Origin of the sequence: Pedobacter antarcticus (genome assembly GCF_900112985.1) — a bacterium.
GTDB classification, from domain to species: Bacteria; Bacteroidota; Bacteroidia; order Sphingobacteriales; family Sphingobacteriaceae; genus Pedobacter; species Pedobacter antarcticus.
The window spans coordinates 18,201-45,174 of the sequence record NZ_FONS01000010.1 but is presented as its reverse complement, the minus strand read 5'-3'; the positions used below and the strand labels follow the sequence as shown (position 1 = coordinate 45,174).

The following is a 26,974-nucleotide window of genomic DNA, read 5'->3' as shown; positions in this document are numbered from 1 at the left end:
TCAAGAAATTAGCAGATTTTTGAATCAGAAAACAATCAAAAACTGTTCCAGTTTAAGGTAAGGCGATTAATTTATCGCCCTTCGCTTATTCTTCTTCTCAAAATATATGATGTGCTGCAATTTTTAGGCTGCATCAATCGCTTCACGAAGTGCTTTTGCAGCAGCAGCCGGGTCTTCAGCGCCATAAATTGCTGCGCCTGCAACCGCTACGATAGCGCCAGCTCTAATTACATCGGCAACATTTGTGATGTTCACACCGCCAGCTACCGATACTGGTACACCTGCTCTTGAAGCTTCATCAATTAAAACCTGGATAGAATATCCTGGAGTCCACTGCTCGTCAAGACCTGCATGTAATTCTACGAATTCTGCACCAAGCTCAATAACCTCTTTAGCGCGTTGTACGCGGTCTGCAACGCCGATAGTATCTACTACTACACCTTTACCATGTGCTTTTCCAGCTTTGATGGCTCCCGCAATAGTTGCGTTTCCTGCTGCGCCTAAGACGGTAACTAAGTCTGCACCAGCTTTAAATGCGATATCTGCTTCCAGTTCGCCAGCATCCATTGTTTTTAAATCTGCAAAAACCAATTTATCAGGATGTGCCTGCTTCATTGCTGTTACTACGGCAATTCCTTCATTTTTAATAAGGGGAGTACCTAATTCAATAATGTCAATATAAGGAGCGATTTTAGCTGCTAAAGCTAATGCATCCTGAGTGGTTAATAAATCAATTGCTACTTGTAATTTTGCCATGATAGATATATTTATTTTTTATTTATTCAAGATTTGCGTGCCTGGTCCAGAGGGTTTCCGCAGGACTGTATTCCATTGCCCAGAGGGTCTGAAATATGGCATCGGTGAGTAATAACAGTCCCTGTTCATAAAGGCTGCCGGCATATTGCTGTGACATTGTTTTGCCGTGATCCTGTTTTTGGGCGGCTGGCAGGATACAAACCAGTTCTGCCAATGCAGCAAGAGGTGACTCTGCTGTTACACTCAGAGCAACTACTTTTGCTCCGGCATTAACTGCTTTCTGCGCTGCATTTACGATACTTGTTGTTGTACCGGATCCTGAAGCTGCCAGTAAGAGGTCTCCTTTACGGATAGCAGGTGTAGTTGTTTCTCCCGCGACATATACCTGAAAACCAAAATGCATGAGCCGCATTGCTGCTGCTTTCATTGATAATCCGGAACGGCCCGCTCCAGCCACAAAGATCCGTTCAGCTGTCATCAGTTCGGGAATTAGCTTGGCAATCTGTCCATAATCTAATTTAGCAGCCAGCTGTAATTGCTCTGAAAGAATCATATTCAGATTTTTTTTCAACTGTTCTATCTGTTTTAAAAAAGGCATTTCTGCCGGCTGAATAGAATCGTCCTGATTTGCTTTTGTGTCCATATATTGTAATTCAACTGCGTCAAAGATAGGGTGGACAGCAGATGAAGGTGTTAGACTATATGCCCATTGTGTTGGACTAATTGGAAATAATGACGAATTAAAATCATGGAAATGACATAAAAAAAGATCAATTAGCTATTAGTACACGCTTATTTCCTGATTGTCCTACTGCTGCAGTTTGGTATCTTTATCTTTGATCTAAGAATCTATGGAGAAAATTAATGGCTTAGGATTAGAAAAATCACTGATCTATATCAGGAATCTGGAGAATTGCCCGCCGGCATATCTGAATGATCCCTGGAGAAAGGATTTTTTTGAAATTGTATGGCTGCAGCAGGAGTATCCGCTGCATACTGTTTTAGAAGGAGAACCAGCCGAGCTCGGTGATTGGATTTATCTGATACCGCCATATCGTGTTCATCAGCTAAAAAAAGCAGGTAAAAATGGAATCTTGCTTTCCTTTAAACGTGATTTTATCGATGATGAGGATAAGGAGTTTTACCTGGATCTTTTTAAGATTTTCAATATACAGGGAGAATTTTCTTTTCTTCCGCTCGCGCCGGATAATGTAGCTGAATTACGACCTGTGTATGATTTACTGGCTGCGGAGTACGAAAGTAAACCTGCTGCCGACCAGATTGTCAAAGCCTTGCTACGCGTATTTCTACTTAAACTGATCAGGGTAAAAGAACATGTTTTCACTGCTCAAAACTTGAATCAGAAAAGGGTTTATCAATTTATGCTCTTGCTGGAAGAGAATTATGAGCAGGAAAGAAATGCTGAGTTTTATGCAGATCGGATTGGAATTAGCACGAAAAGGCTCAATCAGATTTTAAAAGAGAAGCTTGACAAAACTGCCATGCAGTTAATTCATGACCGTATTATCCTGGAAGCAAAAAGAAAGATTATCCATAGTGAACATAGTCTAAAGGAAATCGCTTATCTGCTGGGGTTTAGTGACCGCCCTTATTTTAGCCGTTTTTTTAAAAAACAAACAGGCTTTTCTCCGGAAGACTTTAAAAAGCAGTCATTACCCGCTCCAGAACAAGTTTAGACGGTTAGGCAAGATGATATTCGATCCGTTTGATCAATTCTTCCAGATCAAATGGTTTGCCGATAAAATCATCTGCAAATGCCTGTTTACTTGCTTCTTCAGCAGTGGCATGGGCCGAAATGATAATTACAGGAATATGGCGGGTTTCGATACTTTGTTTAAGCTGTCTGCATAATTGCAAGCCGTTGCCATCTGGTAATCTGACATCCATTACAATAAGATCAGGGAGGGAATTAAACAGGTTAATCTTAAACTCCTTTGCATTTGAAGCTACATTAACTTCATATTCCGATTCCTGGAGGATAAATTCTATCACGTCTCTAATATCTTCGTCGTCCTCTATGATCTGTATGAGTTTTTGCATGGATTAGTTGTTTCTTTACCCTAAACACCTGAAAGTGTATTTTGTGTTAGGCTTTTGTTAAATACAGGTAGGAAATTTGATTAACAAAGATTTAGTCCTTGTTTTCCTGATATACGGGAAGGCTGATATAAAAAGTAGAGCCTTTACCTTGCTCGCTATTAACCCAGATGCCACCATTGTGACTTTTCATAATGCCGGCGCAGATGTATAGACCAATGCCAAATCCAGAAGCATTAATCGCTTTTTCATCTGCTGCCCGGTAGAATCTTTCAAAGATGCTTTTCTGATTTTTTGGATCAATACCTATACCATTATCTTTTACTGCGACGATGGCTTCATCACCACTGATCCAGGAAGAAACTTCAATATTTTTGGTGAGCGGTGAATATTTAATAGCATTACTGATTAAATTTTCGACAACCTGCCCCATTCTCACTTTGTCGCCGAAAATTGGCGCAGAAATGCCGGCGTTAAAGGTAATATGATGACTTGAAGTATGTAATTGAAAATCTGCGGTTAGTTCGCGAATCAGATCGTCGATCATAAAAGGATTCATATTGAGATCGAGATGGCCGGATTCAATTCTGGAAATATCCATGAAACTGTAAATCAACCTGGTCATTTTATTTACCTGATGCTCTGCTCTTGACGCCAGATCTTTCACTGTGTTCATATCATTGCCGCTTCTACCGGATTTCAGCAGTTGAATATAAGCTTTAACAGAAGTAAGCGGCGTTTTTAACTCATGACTGGCCAGCGCAATAAAATCATTCTTTTGAAGCTGTTCCATTTTGCGGTCTGTAATATCAATGCAGGTGCCAAGGATACGTACAGGTTTGTCATTCTCATCCCGTATTAAACGTCCGTTGGTATTAATCCAGTGTTCGGACTGGTCTTCCCTGCAGATCCTTACTTCTGCATGGAAATTTCCAGAAATTAACGCATGATCATAAGCTTCTTCTAATGCTTTCTGGTCATCGGGATGAATCATGGCTATAAGTTCCGAAAGGTCGATTATTGCATTGCGCGGAAAACCGCAGATCTCCATTAGTGTTGGCGTGTAAATAATGGCTTTGCTGATCAGATCGATATCCCAGCTGCCGATGCCAGTCGCTTCAGTTGCCAATCGCAGTCTTTCTTCTGTATTCAGAATATCGGAGGTTCTGGTTTGTGAGATCGTATTCTGATCACCCTGAAGTTTCTGCAAGGCAAGCACCTTTTCCGTAGTCTCAAAACAAGTAATGAATACGCCCCGCTGATTTCCCAGCAGATCAGTTAGTACAGAAGAATTAAACGTCCAGAAGGCATCCTCAAAATGGTTATTTCTATATAAGGGCAGCGGGTGATCCTGTATGTTTGCTGCCGCAATACCTGTTTGTGCGTCTGGTAAAAGCAGCTGTGAAGAAGGCCAGGTGGCAAGCCAGAAAGAATCTGCAGGCTGGCCGATGGCGATTGGATGATTACCGGCGAAACCAAGGCTGGGTCTGAAAGCTTCGTTATAAAAGATGTATCGCTCAGATCCCCATAATAACAGGGTCGGGAGGGTGTTGTTTAGCAACAAACTTATTGTCGTTGTCAAACTTTCCGGCCATTTGTTGAAATGGCCGAGCGGGTGTTCACTCCAGTTATTCGTTCGGATATATGCACCGCATTTAACTTCCGGCGTATAATTCATCTTTTCTTTCGTCACGTATTTTTTTTCTTCCATTTCACGGTGTTGAATTACAGCTGGTTTATCAAAAAATCATTAATAATATAGGCTAATGTTTACAGATATATGTTGTAACCCAGAACAGGTTAGAATAGTTTGGGAAGAATGAGGATTAATAGGAATTTTTTATTCACGTTGCAACTTGTATAATTTTCAGGTCTGCATTAATCATATATTACAGCTAAATTATATGAACTTAAATTCCTTCATGAAATTATATTTCCTGCTTCCTTTAGTTACATTTTGCTGTGTTTGTTCTCTTGTGTCCAGCGCGCAAGACGTAACAGAAACCACCAGGTTTACCAGAGCGGATACGCTTCGGGGAACATTAACACCTTTGCGTACTTGTTACGATGTTAAATTCTATCACCTTGATGTGAAGTTTGATCTTGCAGACCGTTTTATAAGCGGAAGTAACCGTTTTAAGTTTGCTGCAGTATCGGATTTCAACCGTTTACAATTTGATCTTTTTGAAAATCTGCATGTTGACAGCGTCGTTTACAGATCGGGCAAACTTCCTTTTAAACGGGAAGCCAATGCGGTATTTGTATCATTCCCGGAAAATATTAAGAAAGGTAGCAGCGATGAGTTTACTGTTTTTTACTCGGGGCATCCTACTGTAACAAAACGTGCTCCGCGCGATGGGGGTGTAGTATTTTCTACTGATGCTGCGGGTAAACCATTTGTGGCGACGGCATGTGAGGGTACCGGCGCAAGTATCTGGTGGCCAAATAAAGATCACTTATCCGATGAGGTAGATAGTATGCTGATTAGTATCAGCGTTCCGACCGGGCTAAAAAATGTGTCGAACGGCCGGCTTCAGCAAATAACAGATTTAAAAAACGGATATACACGTTTCGACTGGTACGTAGCTAATCCAATTAATAATTATAATGTGGCGGCCAATATCGGCGATTACACACATTTCAGTGATACCTATAAAGGCGAAAGCGGCCTTTTAAATCTCGATTACTGGGTGCTCCCCGAAAATAAAGAAAAGGCTGTTCCCCAGTTTAAAAAGAGCGTTCCACAAATGCTGGCCGCTTTTGAATATTGGTTTGGTCGCTATCCTTTTTATAAGGACGGTTATAAACTGGTTGATGTGCCGTACCCGGCAATGGAACATCAGGGTGCTATTGGTTATGGCGGATTCTTGAAAGGATTTCCACCAAATGAAATGCATGCTGTCGGCGGGAAAGAAGTCTGGGACTTTATCATTGTGCATGAGAGTGCACATGAGTGGTTTGGCAACAATATCACGGCCAAGGACCTTGCCGACCTCTGGATCCACGAGTCTTTCGGGACCTATGCAGAATCTTTATTTATCGAATATCTGTATGGTAAGCAGGCAGGGCAGGATTATGTTGCACAGAACAGAGCGCATATCAAAAATGAGTCTGCAATCGTAGCTCCATATCATATGAATAAAATGGGATCGGGAGAAATGTATGGCAAGGGGTCTGTACTGTTAAATATGGTGAGAATAATTATCAATGATGATGTGAAGTGGCGCAAGATCTTACGCGGACTAAATGCACAATTCCGGCACCGAACGGTGACCTATGCTGATATTGTAAATTATATTTCTTTGCAGTCCGGCGAAAAGCTAAATACGATCTTTGACCAGTACCTACGCTTTAAAGATATCCCGAAACTGGAGCTTTCTACAGTTAAAGGTGAGCTGAACTGTCGTTGGATAGCTGATGTGAAAGATTTCAACATGCCAATACGTCTGAAATTCAAGGATGCGGAATATCAATGGATTTATCCTTCCTCAAAATTCAAACCCCTGGGTATCTCAGGCGCTACCAAAGATAATGTAGAAATTGATACAGCTAATTTCCTTGTGAAAGTTGAAGTTAGGTAAACCGGCCGTCGATTACAGTTTCAAAATGTTCGACCACAGGAAAGGGGTCGTAGTAATGATGCAGCAGCGCTTTCCAGGATTTGTAGGCTTCGGATTCCCTGAACCCAACGGTATGGTCTTCCAGATTCTCCCACTCGACGAGTAAAACGTATTTATTATCCTGCTCGATGCACCGCTGCAAACTGTGGCGGATATAGCCGGAGATGGAACTAATATATTGACCGGCAGTTTTAAAATCAGCTTCAAATAGTTCTTTCTGACCGTTCTTTACATAAAGAATTGCTACTTCTAAAATCATTTTGGGTAAATTGGGTTATGAAGCAAGATAGGAGAAATGTTGTTATAGGTGGGAAATTAGCAGATAATTAATTATTCAGTAGTATGATCAAATCAATTCAAAATTCGGAACACTATAAATGGGGTGAAAATTGTGATGGCTGGCTCCTGTTAAAAACAGATAGCTTAAGTGTTATTCAGGAGAAGATGCCCCCTGGTACGGCAGAGCGGATCCATATTCATACACAAGCACAGCAATTATTTTTTATTTTATCAGGAACTGCAATCTTTAAAATTAAAGATGAGTTACTCACCGTAAATTCGGGAGAAAGTATGCATATTCCAAAAGGAACAGTACATTCCATTGCTAATCATGGTGTTAATGAATTAGAGTTCCTGGTTATTTCTGAGCCGAAATCCCATGGTGACAGAACGGACCTGTAATACGCTTAGAAGGATACTGAGGTCTGTTAATATTTATTTGCATTCCTCAAACTAATTGCTATTTTTGCCATCCATAAGCCACGAGGGGGATTAGCTCAGCTGGCTAGAGCGCTTGCCTGGCAGGCAAGAGGTCAGCGGTTCGACTCCGCTATTCTCCACACCTTAAAAAACCTTTCAGTTAGTTCTGGAGGGTTTTTTTGTTTCTTAGCAGCACTTTCAGACTTTTTTACCACATGTTCTCACACTAATTTCACACATTTTATGTGAGATTTATGTGAAAAATGAGCGCAAGATTTAGCCATAACCAATTACATTATGGTGAATACACGCGATTACACTTTGAAAATGAGTATAGGTTACGCGATCTCATAGGAAATAGTAAACAAAGAGACAGTATTGCTTATTCTTTAATGCAAAGTGACCTACACAACTATCTCATTAATAGACTACAGGTTTGGGGTATAGTGGAAAAACTATTACTAAAAGGAGCTTTAGTTAATTTAGTTTCAGTAATTGAGGCTATTATAATGAGCTCATTAGGCCATTTACATGAGTTCTGTCGAATAAGTGAAAACCTAGTTTGTAAGAACAATTGTCGTTGCCAATACTACATAAAATCTTCAAAGCACCTAAAAATAGCACAAGCTACAGAAATATTGAAAGATAAATTGGCAATGAATGATGAAGGTATACTCGCAAACATAATCACTATAAATAGTATCAGGAATAACTTCACCTATCAATTCTTGATACACATGAATTTATCAATAAAGATTATTCAATAGAAAATTATAATAAGGCAATTCGAGTATTAGGATACCTGAAGTCAGAACAAAGTGCTGCAACAGTAAATTTTTTTAGAAGCCGAAGCGAAGGCTGCACTGGATTAATATCACCTTACCATTTAAACACTTCATATTTTCTAATTTCGGATTCACAAATAGCTAAAGATTAGTTATGGTATATCAAGAACCAAGATTAATGAGTACGCTAAAACCATCGATCTTGCTTATAAAATGGATGTTGATTTTAACCACAAATTCGCGAAGGTTAGGTAAGCTATTTCCTTATAACAGATCATGCCAAATCACATTCCAAATGTATATGTATTGGGAATTGACAAAACTAAAAAAGCCTTCCAAGAGTGAAAGGCTTTGATAATGATGGTGATAATGCTATCACCTTTTAATGTAAGTTTTATTCCCGTTGCTGTTGATGTAATACTGGCCTCCCCTTGACCCAGTAGAAACCGGAGCGGAATAAGATGGTGCAGAATAAGATGGTGCAGAATATGATGAACTGGTTGTTAGTGGCTTAGTATCGGGCTGAACATATCCAACTGAACCTGTGTATGGATTAACATTGGGTTTAGTGGTGTAATTATCCCTATTTGTATTGTTTGGTGTTGTTTTGTAATAACCATTGACATAAGAACCGTCTGATTTTGTGTAACCAGAAACATAAGTACTTGATGGGTTAACCTGAGATTTGACATTATTAGCAAATAAGGTGACACAAATAGTAATTAGTAAGAGTCTAAATATTTTCATAAATTTTGATTTAATTTAAACAAAGATACGTTTAACTTTCAAGTTATTAGTCAATTACAGTTTTCCGTATTCTACTGTTGCGATTTAAAAAAGTTTAATGACATATGATGAGCCAATATTATAAGCCAAGAATAACATTACTCTATAAAATATCATTATTAAGGCGTTTAAAAGATGAATGAATCTCTAGGAGATACAAAATATGGATAGTATAGGATTGATTTCTGATCGTTCTTATGATGTTTATAGAAATTCCAGCATAAACTTACTTGTATGCCATACATTTTTCTACTTACTCCATTACTTCTTAATAATTTTATGGATCGAAAGACAACTGTTTAACCCCGTTAATAATATTATATTTGGTATTAAACGACTTATTTGGGTTAAGTTCACGCAGAAGATGCCAGAAAGAAAACTATATTACTCCAGAAGACAAGGTAAAATTGACGAGTCTCCGGAACTCTCTCTCAAGTTATTAAAGAAGCTATATTTAGTAATATACAACCAAATGGATACTTCCAAAAGTACTTTGGTTACTATTGCGTCGATCAAGATATAGTTCCAGGTGCGTTAGGAACTGATATATTATCAATGATTTTTCTTGATCTTCGAAAAGATAACCTATAGCCTCTTCATAATCATATGTATTTGTATACAGAGGATGATTTATTTGATATCATTGAATACCTTCATGATCATTGTTCCCAACCATTAAGTGGATATTACCATGATTGGAACGACTGTGGTATGCATTATGATACCTTCAGGCAAGAGGTCAGCGGTTCGACTCCGCTATTCTCCACACCTTAAAAAGCCTTTCAGTTAGTTCTGGAAGGCTTTTTTGTTTTGAAGGGAATTTTTCTGAATTCAGTAAATTTCAATATGACTGGAATTTGCACGGTGCCGTTCACAAATCGCGTACGGTTTTCATACTGTGCGTAAATGAAATTCATTCTGTCGAAGAATCTAACTACATTGCGTCTGTAGGCAAATTATAGGATTAAATAATGATGGATGGAGTCCTATAAAGAAGTTTAGTCATCCATTTATTTCGAATGTTTTAATGTATTTGAGCATTCTTCTTTTACGTTTGTAACGCTGCCCTAAGACGCAATCCACTCTTCAAGGGAATCAAAAATGGACAATAAGGACTTGCCCTTAGCGGTAAGTTCATAGTCTACTCTAACGGGCACTTCAGGAACAATAGTTTTAGAGATCAGTCCATTCTGTTCCAGGTCCTTAAGCTGCCGGCCCAGTATTTGGTCAGAAATAGGGCTGAGTATGTTCTTGAGCAGACTAAACCGATTTTGACCTTCATGTATATATATAATAATCAATGCTTTCCATCTGCCAGAAATCAAATCAATAGCTTCATTTACGCTGCAGGACCTGTGGAGAAACTCTTTGTTAATTGCGTTGGATGAATTAGATTTTTTCATTGGTACTTCTATTTTTATGAGTAACTCACTTTAAAGTAGGTAGGGGCCAAACCGGGCTATTTTAAGCTACGTTTGTTTTCCTAAAGATAAGAAAAATGAAAACAATAGTATTGAATGGGTTTGGAGGAACAGAAAACTTCGGACAAGAAGAAATTAACATTCCTGTGTTTGGCGATAGTGAAGTTTTAGTACGTATAAAAGCTGCTGCCTTCAATCCGATAGATCATCAAATGCGTCGAGGGGAAAGAGAACGCGAGCTGATGATAGGAAATATCCTGGGTATTGAATTTTCTGGAATAGTCGAAAAAACGGGAGTAGCTGTTAATGACTTCAAAGAAGGCGATGAGGTTTTTGGATGTAGCATCGAGAAGGGAAGTAATGGAGCCTATGCTGAGTATATAGCTATTTCTAGTGCTGAGCTTATCCATAAACCGGCCAACATCAGTCTGGAAGAAGCGGCATCCCTTCCCATTGCCAGTATGACCGCATGGTTATGTGTGAACAGGATGGGCTGGAAATCTGGGGAGAGCGTTTTTATAAATGGTGCCGCAGGAGGAGTAGGGCGCTTCCTTTTAGTACTATTAATGCGTGATCATCCTGATGCTCATGTAGTTGCGGTTGCCGGAAATCCAGAAAGTATTGCTGTCTTGAAAAGCCTCGGCTTACCAGATGAAAGAATTATTGATTATCATACTCCAAATCTGGATAAGGTGCTCTTATCAGCAAATGGAGGAAGATTTTACGACCATGCGGTCGATCTGGTAGGCAGCACTATCTCCGAGATTACTGCCAGAATACTTGCCATAAACGGAAACTATCTGGATGTTACGCTTCATGGTACTCAAAATACTCGTGAGATTTTGTTTGATAAAGCAGCAACCGTTATGAACATTGCCGCATATGCTGAAATACAAGACAATAGCGTGTTAAATGCTATTGCTGAGCTTATCAGCAGCAAGCAAATAACTGTTCCGGAAATTCGGATCATCGGACCAATCAGCGTAGAGACTGTGTCAGAAGCTCACCACCTGATGGAAAAAAATCAGACGAACGGGAAAAAGTTAGTGATGACAATGTAGGTCTGATTCCCAATTATTTAAGAAGCCTTTCAGCGAATGTTGGAAGGCTTTTTATTTAAAGTCCTACCCTTTAAATCAATAAAATTCGCCAAAATGCCAGAGTATCCCCGATGGATCATGCAGAAAACATTCCCGCCCCCAATTTTCTACACGGATAGGTGTCAGCTTAACATCCGGATATTTTTTTTCCAGTTCCAAAGAAATCAATTCATCCCAGGTATGCGTTACATTTTCAACCTGAAAGAACACCATGGTATTATCAATCCAATCCTTTACGTAAGCATCCTGTAAATAGAAACCTAATTCGCCCCATTTGAATAGGGATAATACGGGACTTAGAACTGTTTCATTAAATCCAATATCCTGATAAAAATTCCGGGACTGTTCAAAATCTTTAGCACCAATAAATGGCCGGACGGAAACTGCGTTTTGTTTCATATAAAATAATTTTAAATGGTTAGTAGTGAATAGATTCGTATACTGAGCTTTAAATTTCCTATTACTTTCTAAGTACCAGTTTTTTCTTTATCCGGCTTAGCGTTTCTGGAGCAATACCCAGGTAAGAGGCAATGAGGTTTTGGGGGATACGCTCAATAATCTGGGGGTTGGAATTTATAAGCTGCACATACTTTTCTTCAGCATTATGGGTTATGGAGCTCATTAACCGCTTTTCCTTTGTAACCAGGCTATTTTGGTAGAGGATACGGAAATACCGGTCCATAACCGGTACAGCTAATGTGAGTGCCTCATAATTCGATAATGAGATGAGTAGCAGTTCAGCTTCTTCAATAGCATCAATATTAAATACTGAGGCCTCACCTGAAAGAAAGCTGTTGAAATCGGAAATCCACCAGCCCTCCCAGCCAAAAACACTCATATGTTCATCTCCCTTCTCATCTACGTTATAAGTGCGTATCAATCCGGAGGCCACGAATGACAAGTACTTACAAACATCACCTTCCTGAAGCAAGTACTGTTTTCTCCTTAATTTTTTTTCAATAAAAAAGGGCTTTATCAATTCCTTGTCCATCTCGGTAAGTGACACCTTATCCTGAATATGTTTGAAAAGTATATCGATCATATCTTCTTGTTCTGGAAGTAAAGATAATTCTTTCATGGACTACCTGTAGGTGCAAAGGAACTTCGCTTGATCTGGATCAAGTTTCTTATTTGACACAGGTCAAGGGTGAACCGCTTTCAACTCTTTAATATTGCATAAGATTTTTATGAATTCAAAAAATATATTGATATGGACAAAATAGCTTTAGTAGTTGGTTCAAGTGGGATAGCAGGAAGTAACCTTGCAGAGAAATTAATTTCAAGAGGCTGGGAAACTTATGGGCTTGCGCGTAGACCGAATATAGAAAATAAAGAACTTAAGCCTGTTGCCGCCGACCTTATGGATCTTGATAGTTTAAGAAAGGCATTAGCTGAGGTCAGACCAACGCATGTTTACATTACGACCTGGATGCGCAATGAAACCGAGGCAGAAAATATTCGGGTTAACGGGCTAATGGTTCGAAATCTCCTGAGTGTATTGTCAGAAGGAAAATCGGTTGAACACGTGGCTCTAGTTACCGGGTTGAAACATTATCTAGGTCCATTCGAGGCTTATGCAAAAGAGGGATTTCTACCTGAAACACCACTGCGTGAAGAACACCCAAGATTGGATTTGGAGAATTTTTACTATGCACAGGAAGACGAAGTATATGCCGCCGCAGAACGGGATGGTTTTACCTGGAGTATTCATAGACCGCACACTGTTATCGGTATGGCAGTTGGAAATGCGATGAATATGGGCACAACCCTGGCCGTTTATGCAAGTATTTGCAAAGAGACGGGACGGAAATTTATATGGCCGGGTTCTTCTGCGCAATGGAACGGCATATCTGATGTAACAGATGCAGGTGTATTAGCAGAGCATCTGATTTGGGCATCTACAACTGATGTCGCCCGAAATGAGGCGTTTAATATTGTCAATGGAGACGTATTTCGTTGGAGCAGGTTATGGAAACGACTGGCCGGGTATTTTGATGTGGCTCCTGTTGGTTTTGATGGGCAAATCCATCCTTTAGAGCTCACCATGGCTAATGATGGAGAAATCTGGAAACAGATTGCGGAAAAATACAAATTGAAAGAAAATTCGCTGAGTCGTCTGGCAACAGCATGGCATACTGATCTTGATCTGGGCAGGCCGATTGAAGTGATGACAGACATGTCAAAGAGCAGAAAAATGGGCTTTACTGTTTTCCAGGATACAGAAGAAGCATTTTATAATCTTTTCGAAAAATTGAAGCGCGAAAACTTAATTCCTTAAATCAATAATACACCTGATTTCTTATCAATCCCTCTTTAAAATTTTTTAAAGAGGGATTTTTTGTGGAATCCATTCACTTGTTTTTATACCGTCAATATGACATATTATAAATAATATTGGTATATATGTGACGGGGTTTAAATACTAAAATGATTTTGATGAGGGTGCTCTCCATTCTGTTATTTTTATTAAGTTTTTCTGTTTATGGACAAGTGCCATCAGGAAAAACTATGCATTATACGCAAAAGGAGGGGCTCTCCTTTAATATTATCAATAGTATCAATCAGGATAAAAATGGGTTCATCTGGTTTGCTACTGGAAATGGCCTGAATCGTTTTGATGGCATTAATTTCCGCACTTTCAAATCAGATCCCGATGATTCTGCGGGAATACCGGATAATTATATCCAGAAACTCACCAGGGACGAGAACGGTAGCTTCTGGATTTCTTCGAGAAAAGGACTCTACAGCTTTGATGTAAGTACGGAGAAATTTAAAAATCATCCTATTTTACCACAACGCAGCAAAGCAGATGTGGCGGGAATCAGTCAGAATACTTTGGGTAATTTGTGGGTAGCGACCAGTGGAAATGGTTTTTCATATCTTGACAAAAAAACAGGGCATTTCAAAAATTACACGATGAAATCTCTGAAAGGATTGCCTAGTAATTCCATATTGAGCATCGAAGAAGATCCATTTGGTATACTCTGGGTCGGGACAAGAGATGCCGGCCTTTGTGCATTTAGGCTCAATCGGAATAAAGTTCCGGAACAGCTTTTTAGCGCTCATAATCAGATGCCCTCAAGCCGGGTGAATGCGATTTACCGGGATCATCTTCAGAATATGTGGATTGCGACATCGCGGGGTTTATGGTTATATGAGCGTAAAACCAATAATTTTCATGTCTTTTCTGCAGGTAGTCATCAGTTCATCAGCAACGTTTTTCTATCACTTGCAGAAGACAGTGATCACCAATTATATATTGGTTTACAGGAAGGTGGACTTTATCATTTGGATCTGAATAAGTTAGGTGAAGTGGCGCCTAAAGAGTTAATTTTCGATCAGGTCAAAGATGAAAATGGATTTGGTATTACCCCACGCTCAGTTCCGGATTTGTTTTTGGACCGTGACGAAAATCTCTGGCTGGGTACTTATGGAGACGGTGTTTATATGGTTAGCAAGACGCCCGCGAAGTTTAAGAAGTTTAAGAGAAAATTGATCAATAAAAGTGGGGAAAGCTATCTGCGGTATTATGGGATGTGTATGGATGCGGAGGGGAATCTTTGGCTAGGAACTGACGGTGATGGAATTTATAAATCCCGAAAAGATGGAAAAGTACTCCGGCATTACCTGGCTGATGGCCGGCCGAACAGTCTTACAGATAATGCAATACTGAGTGCTTTCAAGGATAGTAAAAATAACCTCTGGTTCGGCACATATGCCAACGGATTGTTGCGCTATGACCCTGCTAAAGATGGTTTTGTTAGTTATAAATATGATCCCCGTAAATCTGGTTCTATTGCTGGTAATGATGTGCGGGTTATACACGAAGATGATCATGGAAATATCTGGATAGGAACTAATGGTGGTGGCTTGAGTAAATTAGATGGTCAGACTGGAAAGTTTATAAATTATAATATGGTTAATAGCCGCATTAGTTCTAATGATGTCCGTTCTTTAGAAAACGATGAAAAAGGAAATCTTTGGATAGGGACTTATGGCGGGGGGCTTAACTATCTAGTAGTTAGAGAAAATAAGATTTATCCATTTCTCCAGGATGGAAAATCCCGTGTCAATTTATCTGGTAACATTCTCTATGCTTTACACCTGGATGGGCAAAAAAGATTATGGATCGGGTCGGAGGGAAATGGGTTGTTAGTTTATGATACCCGCCAGAAATCATTACTGAAATTCAGTGAAAAGAACGGGCTGGCCGATAATACAGTGTATGCCATCCTGCAGGAGAGCCCGGGCAAAGTCTGGATAAGTACTAATGATGGTTTATCAAGTATTGATCTGAATACCAAACAAGTTTATAACTTCAGTGGAAGCGATGGACTTCAGGGTGGCCAGTTTAACGCCGGGTCGGCGATGGTAGACGGCAGTAGTGGTTTTATGTGTTTTGGTGGTACAGAAGGGTGGAATTTGTTTTACCCCAAAACTATAATGCCGAGTACCTTTAAACCACAGATCAGTATTATTGGTCTGCAATTGTATGGCCGGGCAGAAAAAGATAAAGGTAATCTGGTCCATGTTAATGCGGGAGAAGAATTGACATTAGAAGCTAATCAATCGGTGTTTTCTATACAGTATGCAGCGTTAAACTATGCTTATCCACATGATGCACAGTTTGCATACAAACTCGAAGGTTTAGATAATGACTGGAATTATGTGAAGCGGCAACGGTCTGCGACCTACAGGTATCTGCAACCTGGCACCTATACTTTTAAAGTTATAGCGACCAATCAGGATAATATCTGGCAGGAAAATTTCGCTGCGATTACTATTCACATTTTACCTCCCTGGTATAAGAGCTGGTGGGCCTACACACTTTATGCTGTTTTAGTTGCCGCTTTGATTTATGGATTTGTCCATTATAAATCTAAACAGGCCAAGCTCAAATACAGGATCCGCATTGCTAACCTGGAAGCACAGCAAGAACGGGAACTGCATCAGAGTAAATTATCTTTTTTTACAAATATTTCCCATGAATTCCGAAGTCCCCTTACCCTGATTATTAATCCGGTAAAGGAAATGATCCAGGATCAGCAGACGAGTTCAGACTTAGGAAATCTGAATATTGTTTACCGGAATGCAAAAAGGTTATTAAGCCTTATTGACCAGTTGCTTTTGTTTAATAAGGCAGAGACTCAGTCCGATCAGCTTAATATCTCCAGGATTAACCTTATTGAGCTGTGTGAAGAGGTTTTTCTCTGCTTTTCTTACCAGGCAACGAAAAAAAATATCACTTATACTTTTGAAAAAGAAAGTGACTATACCGAACTGTATGCAGATCGTGAAAAAATAGAAATTGCTTTATTTAATTTGATTTCCAATGCTTTACGTCATACTGCCGATGGAGGAATTGTGAAGCTTTCTATCCTGGAATCGCAAACTAATGTAAGCATAACAGTTGCGGATACCGGAACCGGGATAGATCCTAAGATCGGGAATAAGGTGTTCGAACGTTTTTACAAATCTCAGCAACATCAGAAAAACTTTAAAGGCGGTTTTGGAATAGGGCTGTTCCTGGTCAAAAATTTCGTTGACAATCATCATGGTCAGGTTAGTTTTACCAGTAAAGTCAATGAAGGTACAATATTCAAGATTGAGCTGTTGAAGGGGAAGCACCACTTTAAGCAACATCTGATTCTGGACCATCAACCGCAAAGTTCAGTGATTCTGGACGAGTTAAATACTTTTGAGCAGGATTTTACCGAACTCAATACAACAGAAAGCCAGGAATTCAGGCAGGATGAAAATGCGTTGGACCTGCAACAGGGAATCCTGTCCGAAAAACCAACACTTTTGATTATTGACGATAATGATGACATCAGGCGCTACATCAGCAGTATTTTTAAACCGAAATATGAAATTCTGGAAGCTATAAATGGTGAAGATGGCCTTTTAATGATAGTCAAATATTTACCGGATATAATTATCAGTGATGTACTCATGCAAAATATGGATGGTTTAGCACTCTGTAGTTTGGTTAAAGCAGACCCGGCACTTAATCACATTCCATTCATTTTGCTGACGGCAAGTTCTTCTCCTGAAACCCGTCTTAAAGGTATCGAAGGAGGCGCCGATGCGTATGTAAGCAAACCGTTTGATAAAAAATTTCTTATCGTAACTGTGGATAGTCTGCTGAAAAGCAGAAATAACCTGCAGACATACTTCTATAATAAAATAACACTGAAATCTGCAAACCTGAAAATTTCTGCAGATTATAAAGAGTTTTTGGACCGCTGTATCGATATCGTAGAACGGCATATCACCGACCCTAATTTTGGCATCAGTACACTCGCAGATGAAATCGGGATGAGCCGTTCAAATCTCTACACTAAAATTAAATCTATTTCCGGACAATCATCAAATAGCTTTATTCGCTTTATCCGTTTACGTAAAGCAGCAGAAATATTTATTCATACAGATCTTACTGTACAGGAAACGACTCTTCTGGTAGGGATCAGGGATGCACGTTATTTTAGGGAACAATTCTATAAGCTGTTTGCCATGAATCCTTCTGACTATATTAAAAAATACAGGAAAGTATTCGGGAGCAAATATGCTGTTCATAAATCCCTGTTAAAGGGAAAAGAAGAGAAATAAAGCTGTTTTTGTTCAAATCCCCCCGCTTATTTGAGAGTTTACCCCTCACGGCGTGGCTGTAAATATATCGAATTTAGCTTCGTTCATGGCGCTACTTAACAGCAGCCTTACGAGCACTTAACACAAACCAAATATAGTATGAAACGAAATCTACAAAACAACCTGTCAGGGGACACCTGATCCGTGGGCTTAAATCCCATTATTAATTCTCTAAGTGTCCACTCAAAAATTACGATCATGTATTTAAAATATTCTCTTAAAAAGAGTATTCAACTGATGACGGGAATATGCATTCTCCTTATCCTGACTTCTACTGCCTTCGCACAGCAAGTGCTGCGCGGAAAGGTAACAGACAGTAATAATCAACCTTTACCTGGAATCAGTGTGAGGGTTAAAAATGCCGCATCAGGCACCAGCACTGATGCCAATGGTAATTATCAGCTTAGTATTTCTGACAACAATGCCATTCTTCAGTTCACATCTGTAGGATTTGCCGTGCAGGAAGTTTCTGCTCAAGGTAAAACGACCATCAACGTTGTGCTGCAAAGTGACGACCGTGCTTTAAATGAAGTTATGGTGGTTGGTTATGGTACGCAAAAGAAAGAGACTGTAACCGGATCTATTTCCCAGGTAAAAGGGGAGGATCTCGTGAAAAGTCCGCAGCCCAATCTTTCCAATGCACTTGCCGGAAGATTTTCTGGTGTAGTGATTAGCAACCGTGGTGGAGAGCCAGGTTATGACGGCTCTAACATTACTATCCGTGGACTGGCCACTACAGGTAGCAACAACGTTCTTGTTGTGGTAGATGGAATTCCAGGACAAATAGGAGGTTTGGAACGTCTGGATCCGAATGATATTGAAAGTGTCTCTGTATTAAAAGATGCGTCTGCAGCTATTTATGGTAACCGTGCTGCTAACGGTGTAATTCTGGTAACGACCAAAAAAGGTAAAACCGGAAAACCTGTTGTCAGTTATAGTTTTAACCAGGGTTTCAGCACACCAACGCGATTGCCAAAGATGGCAGATGCCGCTACTTATGCGCAGATCATGAATGAGATTAATTTTGACTCTAATCCTAATGGTGGACTAAATCAGTCTTTTACACCGGAACAGATAGAGTTATTCCGGAACGGTTCAGATCCTTTGCTCTATCCAAATACAGACTGGACAAAAACAGTTCTGAATAAAGTTGCAGGACAGACACAACACAGCCTTTCTGTAAACGGTGGAACTGAAGACGTTAAATATTATATGTCATTAGGAACGATCAGCCAACAAGGGTTGTATAAAAATGGCGCGACAAAATACAATCAGTATAACTTCAGAACTAATCTGGAAGCAAACATAAGTAAACGTTTAAAGGTTGGTTTATCCCTTTCCGGTAGGGAGGAGGATCGTAAATTCCCAATTACTGGTGGTGGTAATATTTTCCGCTCTTTATATCGTTCGAAACCTACCATTGCCGCATTCTATCCAAATGGCTTGCCTACAACTGGAATTGAAAATGAAAATCCGGCCGTTCAGGTTACTGACCTAGGGGGGAGCACCAACAATCCGAATCAGGTACTGAATGCAATTTTAAGAGGTAGTTATCAGATTCCTGGTGTAGAAGGACTTTCAGTAGATGGTTTCTTCTCAGCAGACAAATCGAATGCCTTCAGCAAAAGCTTTAATAAACCTTATGTGCTTTATAACTACGTGCCTTCAACTGGTTTATACAACAGTAATATTGTAGGGGGAAATAATCAAAAAGCTACTTTAACAGAATCGCAGCGTCGTGAGTCTTTATTAACTTCCAACGTTAAATTGAATTATGCCCGTCGTTTTGGTCGTCATGATATCAATGCCTTTGTTGGTTATGAGCAAAGTAAAAATAACCTGGAGTATTTTGATGCGCAGCGTTTCAACTATTTGTCTACGCAACTGCCGGAACTTTCGCAAGGTGGAACAGCGGCTATTGACTTCCTGAACTCGGGTTATAGTTCAAATTATACCCGTAGAAGTATTATCAGCAGGTTAGCTTATACCTTTGACGATAAATATCTTTTCGAAGGACAATTAAGAAGAGACGGTTCTTCGATCTTTGCAAAAGGTAATCAGTACGGGTCTTTCCCTTCAGTTTCTGCAGGCTGGAGAATTAACAAAGAAGAATGGTTTAAAAACAATATCAACTTCTTTGATGAGTTGAAGATTAGAGGTTCCTATGGTTCATTAGGTAATGATAACGTAAATGGATTTCAGTTTTATGACAACTACACCTTGGTTAACAATGGTTTTGTAGCGCTGACTCCAGGTGGTGTGCCTACTATTCAGCCAGGTGTGGCTCTATCTAAATTAGCCAATCCAAATATTACCTGGGAAGTAGCCAAGAAACTGGATATCGGTATTAACGCTGTTTTCCTGAAAAACTTCACTTTCGAAGCGATCTATTTTGAGCAGAAGCGTTCAGATATTTTAACAACAAGAAATGCTTCGCTTCCAGGTTCATCGGGTATTGTGAATCCTTTCGAGCCAGATCCGAATAATCTTAAGCCGTTGGTGCCTTCTGAGAATATTGGAAAGGTAAACAGTAAAGGTTTCGAGGCTACTTTAGGTTATAATCATACTGGAAGTGAATGGAGATGGGGAGTTTCCGGTAATTTTACCTATGCAAAAAGCAAGATCATTTTTATTGATGAAGCAGCAGGTACGCTCGATTATCAAAGACAAACCGGAAGACCGTTAAACAGTTATTTACTCTATAACAGCATTGGCATTTTCCGTACACAGGCAGAGCTGGATGCTTATCCACATATCAACGGCGCAAAGGTTGGGGACTTACAGTATCAGGACTTTAATGGCGACGGAGTAATTAATGCCGACGATCAGACAAGAACTAAATATGGTAATGTTCCGCAGATCACTTACGGTTTCAATTTTAACGTTTCCTATAAAAATTTCGATCTGTCAGTTTTGTTCGCCGGTCAGGCACAAGTGAGTCAATATGTATTACCTGAAGCAGGTAGTGTAGGTAATTTCTACAGCAGCTGGGCAGATAACAGATTTAGTCCTACTAACCCTAACGGAACTTTTCCAAGGGTAACAGAAAGAGCTTCGAACGCAATTAGTGGTGGTGCCTACAGAAATGACTTCTGGTTAAATAATGCAGCTTTCCTAAGGTTAAAGAATGTAGAACTTGCTTACAACTTAAAAGCAGATTTCTTATCTAAATTGAAGGTTTCTGGTGTAAGAGTATTCGCCAGCGGATTTAACCTCTTTACAATTAGTAAGGTAAAAGACTACGATCCTGAAGGAAATAATGAAAGCGGTCAATTTTATCCGCAGCAAAGGATCATCAATTTAGGCGCTAACGTGAAATTTTAATAAGAACCAAGATGAAATACAATTATAAATTACCTGTTTTTATCGTGATCGGCAGTCTATTTACGCTGGGTTCATGTAAAAAAGATTTTCTGGAAACTACGGCAACGGATAGAATCCCAACCAATACACTAGAAACAGATTCTGCTGTTTTTGAGGCCTTTGTTACTAATGGATACATTGGAACAAGATTGCAGGATAAAGAAGCTGACGGCACAAATCCTGGATTTGGACGAGGTTTTGAGTACAGTATGGCGAGTTCCTTTACGGATGAGTCATTATACAATAATGATGACAATACCTGGATGGTTCAGCGCGGGCAATTAGCTCCGGAGAATCTGGGTGCACTGGGTGTTCTCTGGGGTAGAAGTTACAGAAGTATCCGGGAATGCAATTATGCCTTAAGTGTGCTGGCTAAGATTGATATGAGTGCTGGCCACAAGCGTATGCTGGAAGGAGAGATTAAATTTATCAGAGCTTTCCGCTACCTGGATCTGATTAGAAACTACGGTAGAGTGGTTTTAATGGGAGACCGCGTGCTAGGTTTGAATGACAACCTTCAGGATCCTTCATTATTTAAACGGGAAACCATCAAAGAGGGGATTGACTATGCGGCTGCGCAGTTTGCAGAGGCGGCAGAAAAACTTCCTCAAGATAATGGCGGTAACTGGGTGTCGGGCAGAGCAACAAAAGGAGCTGCCCTGGCTTTAAGAGGACGTTTACTTTTATACGCTGCCAGCCCTTTGTATAACGCAGGGACCTGGGCTGATGCTGTTACTGCATCGCAACAAGTAATGAGCTTAAACAAATATGCGCTTTATCAGGGTGGATATGGCAATATGTTCCTGATCAACGAAAGTGATGAAGCTATTTTTCAGCGTTTGTATACCAGAAATGCGAATCATGTGCACATGGAAATTGCCAATGGTCCAAATGGTTATGGAGGTTGGGCAGGTAATACACCTATGCAGAATATGGTCGATGCTTATCAGCTTACGAATGGTTTGCCTGCAAATACGTCGAACCCATTATATAATCCGGCAAATCCTTACGCGAATCGTGATCCGCGTTTTGCCGCGACAATCCTTTATAACGGCGCTCCTTACAGAGGTCGTAATGTGGAAACTTTTATACCTGGAGGTAAAGACAGCAGAGATGGGCAGGATAACTGGAATACAAGTAAAACAGGGTATTATCTGAAGAAGTATATGAATGATGCTTACCCACTGCAAAATCCATGGGGAAATGCCGGTTTTCAGCCTTGGATCTATATTCGTTATGCAGAAGTTTTATTAAATTTTGCTGAAGCCAGCAATGAAGCTTATGGCCCGCAAGCCGTAGCTCCAGGTTCTTCTATATCTGCTGTACAGGCAATTAATATGATCCGGGCGAGGCAGGGTGTAAATATGCCAGCACTTCCTGCAGGTATTAATCAAACAGATATGCGTCTGGCAATCAGAAATGAAAGACAGGTGGAACTTGCCTATGAAGAGCACCGTTTTTATGATGTGAGAAGATGGCAGATTGCTGCGGTAACAGAAAATGAACCCGCAAAAGGAATTATCATCACTAAAAATTCAAATGGCACTTTTACCTACACTCCAAAAGTAGCACTGGATGGCAGAAGGTTTGAAACCAAGCATTATTGGCTCCCTATTCCACGTTCTGAAATCTTAACATCAAATAATCAACTGGAACAAAATCCAGGCTATTAATACTAAACAGCTTCAGAAAGATCCTTTCTGAAGCTGTTTTCCAATTAAAATTCACAAGAACCATTGCTGCATTATGAGAAGAAAATACTATTTATTATTCATGTTACTTTGTTTCCTTTGTCCAGCTTTATTGAATGCACAGGATGCCAGTGAGCGCATACTGTTTAATACGGGCTGGAAATTTCATAAAGGAGACCTACCGCAGGCTGAAAAGGTCAATCTGAATGATCAAAAATGGCGTAGTCTGGAATTGCCCCATGACTGGAGTATTGAAGGGCCGTTTAGCCAGGAATGGGCCAGCAGCACAGGATATCTTCCAGGGGGTATTGCCTGGTATCGTAAAACATTTAAATTAAAACCTGAAGAAATTTCTGCTAAAACGTTTATTTATTTTGACGGGGTTTATAAAAATAGTGAAGTCTGGATTAACGGACATTACCTGGGAAAAAGACCTAATGGTTATGTATCCTTTCAATATGAACTTAGTAAATACCTGAGTAAGAATGGAAGTAATGTGATCGCTGTCAAAGTAGACCATACCAAATTTGCAGATTCACGCTGGTACCCTGGTTCTGGGATTTACCGTAATGTCTACTTGATTAAGAAAAATCCGGTTTATATCCCGACTTGGGGACTGACGTTTACCACTCCGGAAGTTAGAACTAACAAGACATTGGCGAATGTGGTCGTAAAGGTAGAAAATTCAAATGCTAAAGCTGCTGTGGTCACCGTAAAAAGTACGCTGAAAGACCCTCAGGGAAAGGTTGCTGCGACGGCGGAAAAGCAACTGAATCTGGGTGCTGTAGCAAAAGGAGAAACAGCTATGGATTTTGTGCTTAACTCCCCGCAGTTGTGGTCAGTAGACAAACCGGCATTATATGACTTGAATGTCTCTATTTTTATCGATGGAAAGAAAGTAGATCAGCAGACAGAAAGAGTTGGCTTGAGAGATATCCGTTTTGATGCTAACGAAGGTTTCTTCCTGAATGGCCAGAATATGAAAATGAAAGGTGTCTGCGTACATCATGATGCAGGCGCATTAGGTGCTGCGGTACCTGTTGAAGTATGGAGAAGGAGATTACAGCAATTAAAAGACGTAGGGTGTAATGCAATCAGAATGAGCCACTATCCGCACCAGGACTATTTATATGATCTGTGTGATGAAATGGGATTTCTGGTTATGGATGAAGCATTCGATGAATGGGCACTGGGAAAAAATAAATGGATCAAAGGTTGGAATGAAGGCACGCCGGGAAAAGATGGTTACCATGAATATTTCGCAGAATGGGCAGAGCGTGATCTGGAAGATATGATCTTGCGGAGCCGTAACCATCCCTCAATTGTTATGTGGAGTATAGGTAATGAGATCGACTATCCAAATGATCCTTACTCTCATGAAATACTCAGTAGTGGTCGTAATCCTCAGATTTATGGAAGAGGTTATTCTCCGACTAGTCCACCTGCCAGTGAGATGGGAGATATTGCAAGGAAACTGGTCGATATAGTCAAAAGGAATGATACAACGCGTCCTGTAACTGCTGCATTAGCTGGTGTAGTGATGTCTAATTTTACAGATTATCCTGGACTACTAGATCTGGTAGGGTATAACTATCAGGAATACCGCTATGCAGAGGATCATAAAAAATATCCTAAAAGAATTATCTATGGTAGTGAGAATGGTAAAGGAAAAAATGAGTGGTTAGCTGTTGACAGTAACAAGTACATATTTGGCCAGTTCTTATGGACAGGGTTCGATTTTGTTGGTGAAGCGAGAAAATGGCCGATGAGAAGTAGCGGTGCAGGTTTATATGATATGGCAGGCTTCCCAAAAAATGATTTTTACCTGAGACAGTCACTTTGGACAGAAAAACCCATGGCTTATATCATGGCTTCGAAAAATGATGCTGACGAGGATATGAAGTTTCTATGGAGTTCTGTTCCTTCCTGGAACTGGGAGGCAGGAGCTCAATTGAAGATTCAGGGGATCACCAACACGGAAGAAGCTGAGCTTTTTCTGAACGGGAAGTCTCTGGGCAGAAAAAAGGCCGGGAAGCTGGAGCCTACTCTTTATTGGGATGTAGCCTATCAGCCGGGTACGCTGGTGATTAAAGGCTACCGAGACGGAAAAGAGGTCGCATCTTATATTTTGATTACCAGTACTGATGCTACTCAAATAACGGCTAATACAGATCGGACAACTTTCGATAAAAAAGCAAAAGGAGTCTCGATGGTCGAGTTACTTTTAAAAGATAAAGACGGAAACAGCGTTTTTAATGCAGATCAAACTGTTGAGGTTACGATTGAAGGTCCGGCTAAGCTTTTAGGTCTGGAAAGCGGAGATCTTGCCAGTCATGAAAGTTACCAGTCAAATCGCAGAAAAGTATATAGAGGAAAACTATTGGCTTATATCCAATCTGAAGGAAAGGCAGGAACAATAAAAGTAACCTTTAGTTCTCCGGGACTGACATCTAAAACAATTACTTATAAGTCGGAGTAAATTTCATTGATTAGCTTAAAATAAAAAACCTGCCCAGAGACATTGATGTCTCCAGGCAGGTTTTTTGTTTTAAGCTGCCATTGGCAGACAATATAATGCTGCGTTTATTTTACACCGATAATGACCACATTATCCAGGCGCATGCCTAGTGTATTTGCTGAAGCAGAGCCGAAAAATTCGACTGTGTTATTTTCGAGTGCTGAGATATCAGTTAATTCTATAGTAGAGAATTTATTGTTGTCTGCATTGCTCACCGGACGACTTGGAACTGTGATTTGTACACCGTTTACTTTAACAGAAATTACGTTGAAATCTGATACAGAGCTTGCCGAATTCGCATTTGGAGCAAGGTCATATTTGAGCTTAAGTTTTGTATATCCGGATGTTTTAATCCCTTCTATTTTCAAAGAAGCATCTTTAGTCGCTGGTAACCAGGCGTGGATATTGTCAGGGTAAGCACTAATAGTTCTCAAGTCTGTAGTACCATAGCTATCGCTGAAGATAAATGATGAATTTGACCAGCCCGTATAAGAACCGACTTTTGGCTTATTTGCTGCGGCACCTGTTCCAAAGGTTTCAGTGAAAAGCACTTCCTCTACACCTGTTGGTGGATTGGTTTCGTCTTTATCCTGATTAACTTCGTGAGAACCAGAGGGTACTTCTGTCCAGTTGTTAATAGTTGCTCTTAATGATAACGCTACTGGTGTTCTTGAAGGACCATTTCTGAGTTCTATATCGTAAATGTATTTTTTACCTTGTTCGAACTTCGTATTTGCAGGCAGGCTCAATTTAAATTTACCACCTGGTAAAGTGAAAGTGATTTGCGTAGCAGCCGCTTCAGATGAGGGTAACAGGATCGCTTCTGCAGTCACCACTGAATTTATGCTTTCGATCTTTGCAGATAAGTCGGCAGTTTCTGAGGCGTCACTCAATGAACCTGTCGCTAAATCAAAATTTGCTTTGGTATTTAAGCCGGCGATGGTAACTGCCAGACCACTTAAATCAGTAACGCCTTCCCCTGTTTTTACGTTGAATTCTATTTTCGATAATTGGTGAGAAAAGACAAGGTTTGCATTTGAGTTGGTTTTGCTTAATCCGTTAGCATTATTTGAGTATAAAAGATCAATCGCTGCCTGGTTGTTTTGATTACTGATATCTACTGGATATACATTACCGTTAAGCGTAGATTTTAGTGGGTAGTAAGCAATAAAGTCAACCGTTTTTCCATCTTCCGGAAAGTATATAGTTTGATTTGTCGCTGAAGGATGGAAATCGCCATCACCATTAGTCTTGTATGCTTTATTTGCAGCCAATATATCAGTTAACCCGGTTCCGGTTTTCATGAAAACCCCGATTTCATCGTTAGCTGCCCAGGCATCGTTCAATGCTGTGGTTTTAACCAGGTTATTAATACTCGAGGAGAAAGATATTGCCTTAGCACCGGGTGTTAGCTCAGGAGGTGTTGTTGTATCGTCTTTTTTGCAGGAGCTGCTCATGATGAACAGTGTCATAGCCGTAGCCAGTAGAATGTTTTGATTTTTCATTTAGCGTTATGTAAGCTCGTTAGG

Annotated in this window: 19 protein-coding genes and 1 tRNA gene; 10 read left to right on the top strand and 10 right to left on the bottom strand. The window is 40.0% G+C overall.

Annotation, left to right across the window (positions count from 1 at the left end):
- Nucleotides 1–123: 123 nt before the first annotated feature.
- Both hxlA and hxlB read right to left on the bottom strand, forming a co-directional pair.
- Entirely contained in the window at nt 124–756 is a 633-nt protein-coding gene (gene hxlA, locus BM192_RS16845; protein WP_037437655.1) for a 3-hexulose-6-phosphate synthase, read from the bottom strand.
- Nucleotides 757–778: 22 nt separating this feature from the next.
- Nucleotides 779–1,399 carry a 6-phospho-3-hexuloisomerase gene (gene hxlB / locus BM192_RS16840; protein WP_234797585.1) on the bottom strand — a complete coding sequence of 207 codons (621 nt, stop codon included), beginning with the start codon at nt 1,397–1,399 and terminating at the stop codon, nt 779–781.
- A 208-nt stretch (nt 1,400–1,607) separates the two neighbouring features.
- On the opposite strand from hxlB, the gene BM192_RS16835 reads away from it, so the two are divergent.
- Entirely contained in the window at nt 1,608–2,453 is an 846-nt protein-coding gene (locus tag BM192_RS16835; protein ID WP_074964057.1) for a helix-turn-helix domain-containing protein, read from the top strand.
- Between the two features lie 4 nt (nt 2,454–2,457).
- On the opposite strand, the gene BM192_RS16830 is transcribed toward BM192_RS16835, so the two are convergent.
- Together BM192_RS16830 and BM192_RS16825 are read right to left on the bottom strand one after the other, a co-directional pair.
- A complete protein-coding gene (locus BM192_RS16830; RefSeq protein WP_037437657.1) occupies nt 2,458–2,817 on the bottom strand; it encodes a response regulator transcription factor in 360 nt (119 codons plus the stop codon).
- A 91-nt stretch (nt 2,818–2,908) separates the two neighbouring features.
- On the bottom strand, nt 2,909–4,525 hold the full coding sequence (locus BM192_RS16825) for a sensor histidine kinase (protein ID WP_051759449.1): 1,617 nt from the start codon (nt 4,523–4,525) through the stop codon (nt 2,909–2,911).
- 211 nt (nt 4,526–4,736) lie between these two features.
- Between BM192_RS16825 and BM192_RS16820 the strand changes: the two genes are divergently transcribed.
- A complete protein-coding gene (locus tag BM192_RS16820) occupies nt 4,737–6,395 on the top strand; it encodes a M1 family metallopeptidase (RefSeq protein WP_037437695.1) in 1,659 nt (552 codons plus the stop codon).
- Here BM192_RS16820 and BM192_RS16815 read toward each other — a convergent pair.
- Entirely contained in the window at nt 6,388–6,693 is a 306-nt protein-coding gene (locus BM192_RS16815) for an antibiotic biosynthesis monooxygenase family protein (protein ID WP_037437658.1), read from the bottom strand. The two genes, BM192_RS16820 and BM192_RS16815, sit on opposite strands and share 8 nt — an antisense overlap.
- Before the next feature lie 83 nt (nt 6,694–6,776).
- Here BM192_RS16815 and BM192_RS16810 point away from each other — a divergent pair, with 83 nt between their 5' ends.
- The gene (locus BM192_RS16810) at nt 6,777–7,115 is read left to right on the top strand and encodes a cupin domain-containing protein (RefSeq protein ID WP_037437664.1); all 339 of its coding nucleotides are present in this window, start codon (nt 6,777–6,779) and stop codon (nt 7,113–7,115) included.
- An 84-nt stretch (nt 7,116–7,199) separates the two neighbouring features.
- Nucleotides 7,200–7,273 (top strand) — tRNA-Ala (locus tag BM192_RS16805).
- Between the two features lie 1,020 nt (nt 7,274–8,293).
- Here BM192_RS16805 and BM192_RS16795 read toward each other — a convergent pair.
- On the bottom strand, nt 8,294–8,665 hold the full coding sequence (locus tag BM192_RS16795) for a hypothetical protein (RefSeq protein ID WP_037437667.1): 372 nt from the start codon (nt 8,663–8,665) through the stop codon (nt 8,294–8,296).
- Nucleotides 8,666–9,771: 1,106 nt separating this feature from the next.
- A complete protein-coding gene (locus BM192_RS16785; protein WP_037437670.1) occupies nt 9,772–10,107 on the bottom strand; it encodes a winged helix-turn-helix transcriptional regulator in 336 nt (111 codons plus the stop codon).
- A gap of 95 nt (nt 10,108–10,202) precedes the next feature.
- Here BM192_RS16785 and BM192_RS16780 point away from each other — a divergent pair, with 95 nt between their 5' ends.
- Entirely contained in the window at nt 10,203–11,186 is a 984-nt protein-coding gene (locus BM192_RS16780) for a quinone oxidoreductase family protein (RefSeq protein WP_037437671.1), read from the top strand.
- 75 nt (nt 11,187–11,261) lie between these two features.
- Here BM192_RS16780 and BM192_RS16775 read toward each other — a convergent pair whose 3' ends face one another.
- Nucleotides 11,262–11,624 (bottom strand): VOC family protein, encoded by a 363-nt coding sequence (locus BM192_RS16775; RefSeq protein ID WP_037437672.1) that lies wholly within the window; start codon nt 11,622–11,624, stop codon nt 11,262–11,264.
- Between the two features lie 61 nt (nt 11,625–11,685).
- Nucleotides 11,686–12,303, bottom strand: a complete 618-nt coding sequence (locus tag BM192_RS16770; RefSeq protein ID WP_234797584.1) for a Crp/Fnr family transcriptional regulator — start codon at nt 12,301–12,303, stop codon at nt 11,686–11,688.
- Between the two features lie 132 nt (nt 12,304–12,435).
- Between BM192_RS16770 and BM192_RS16765 the strand changes: the two genes are divergently transcribed.
- The 5 genes from BM192_RS16765 (at nt 12,436) to BM192_RS16745 (ending at nt 25,406) form a co-directional block, all read left to right on the top strand.
- Nucleotides 12,436–13,503, top strand: coding sequence for an SDR family oxidoreductase (locus BM192_RS16765; protein ID WP_037437673.1), 1,068 nt, complete (start codon nt 12,436–12,438; stop codon nt 13,501–13,503).
- Between the two features lie 149 nt (nt 13,504–13,652).
- The gene (locus BM192_RS16760; protein ID WP_081857443.1) at nt 13,653–17,834 is read left to right on the top strand and encodes a hybrid sensor histidine kinase/response regulator transcription factor; all 4,182 of its coding nucleotides are present in this window, start codon (nt 13,653–13,655) and stop codon (nt 17,832–17,834) included.
- A 237-nt stretch (nt 17,835–18,071) separates the two neighbouring features.
- On the top strand, nt 18,072–21,197 hold the full coding sequence (locus BM192_RS16755; protein WP_081857444.1) for a SusC/RagA family TonB-linked outer membrane protein: 3,126 nt from the start codon (nt 18,072–18,074) through the stop codon (nt 21,195–21,197).
- 11 nt (nt 21,198–21,208) lie between these two features.
- Complete coding sequence (locus BM192_RS16750) at nt 21,209–22,909, top strand: RagB/SusD family nutrient uptake outer membrane protein (RefSeq protein ID WP_037437677.1); 1,701 nt, start codon at nt 21,209–21,211, stop codon at nt 22,907–22,909.
- A 73-nt stretch (nt 22,910–22,982) separates the two neighbouring features.
- Nucleotides 22,983–25,406 (top strand): glycoside hydrolase family 2 TIM barrel-domain containing protein, encoded by a 2,424-nt coding sequence (locus tag BM192_RS16745; RefSeq protein ID WP_037437678.1) that lies wholly within the window; start codon nt 22,983–22,985, stop codon nt 25,404–25,406.
- Nucleotides 25,407–25,510: 104 nt separating this feature from the next.
- Here BM192_RS16745 and BM192_RS16740 read toward each other — a convergent pair whose 3' ends face one another.
- A complete protein-coding gene (locus BM192_RS16740) occupies nt 25,511–26,950 on the bottom strand; it encodes a fimbrillin family protein (RefSeq protein ID WP_037437681.1) in 1,440 nt (479 codons plus the stop codon).
- Nucleotides 26,951–26,974 lie beyond the last annotated feature (24 nt).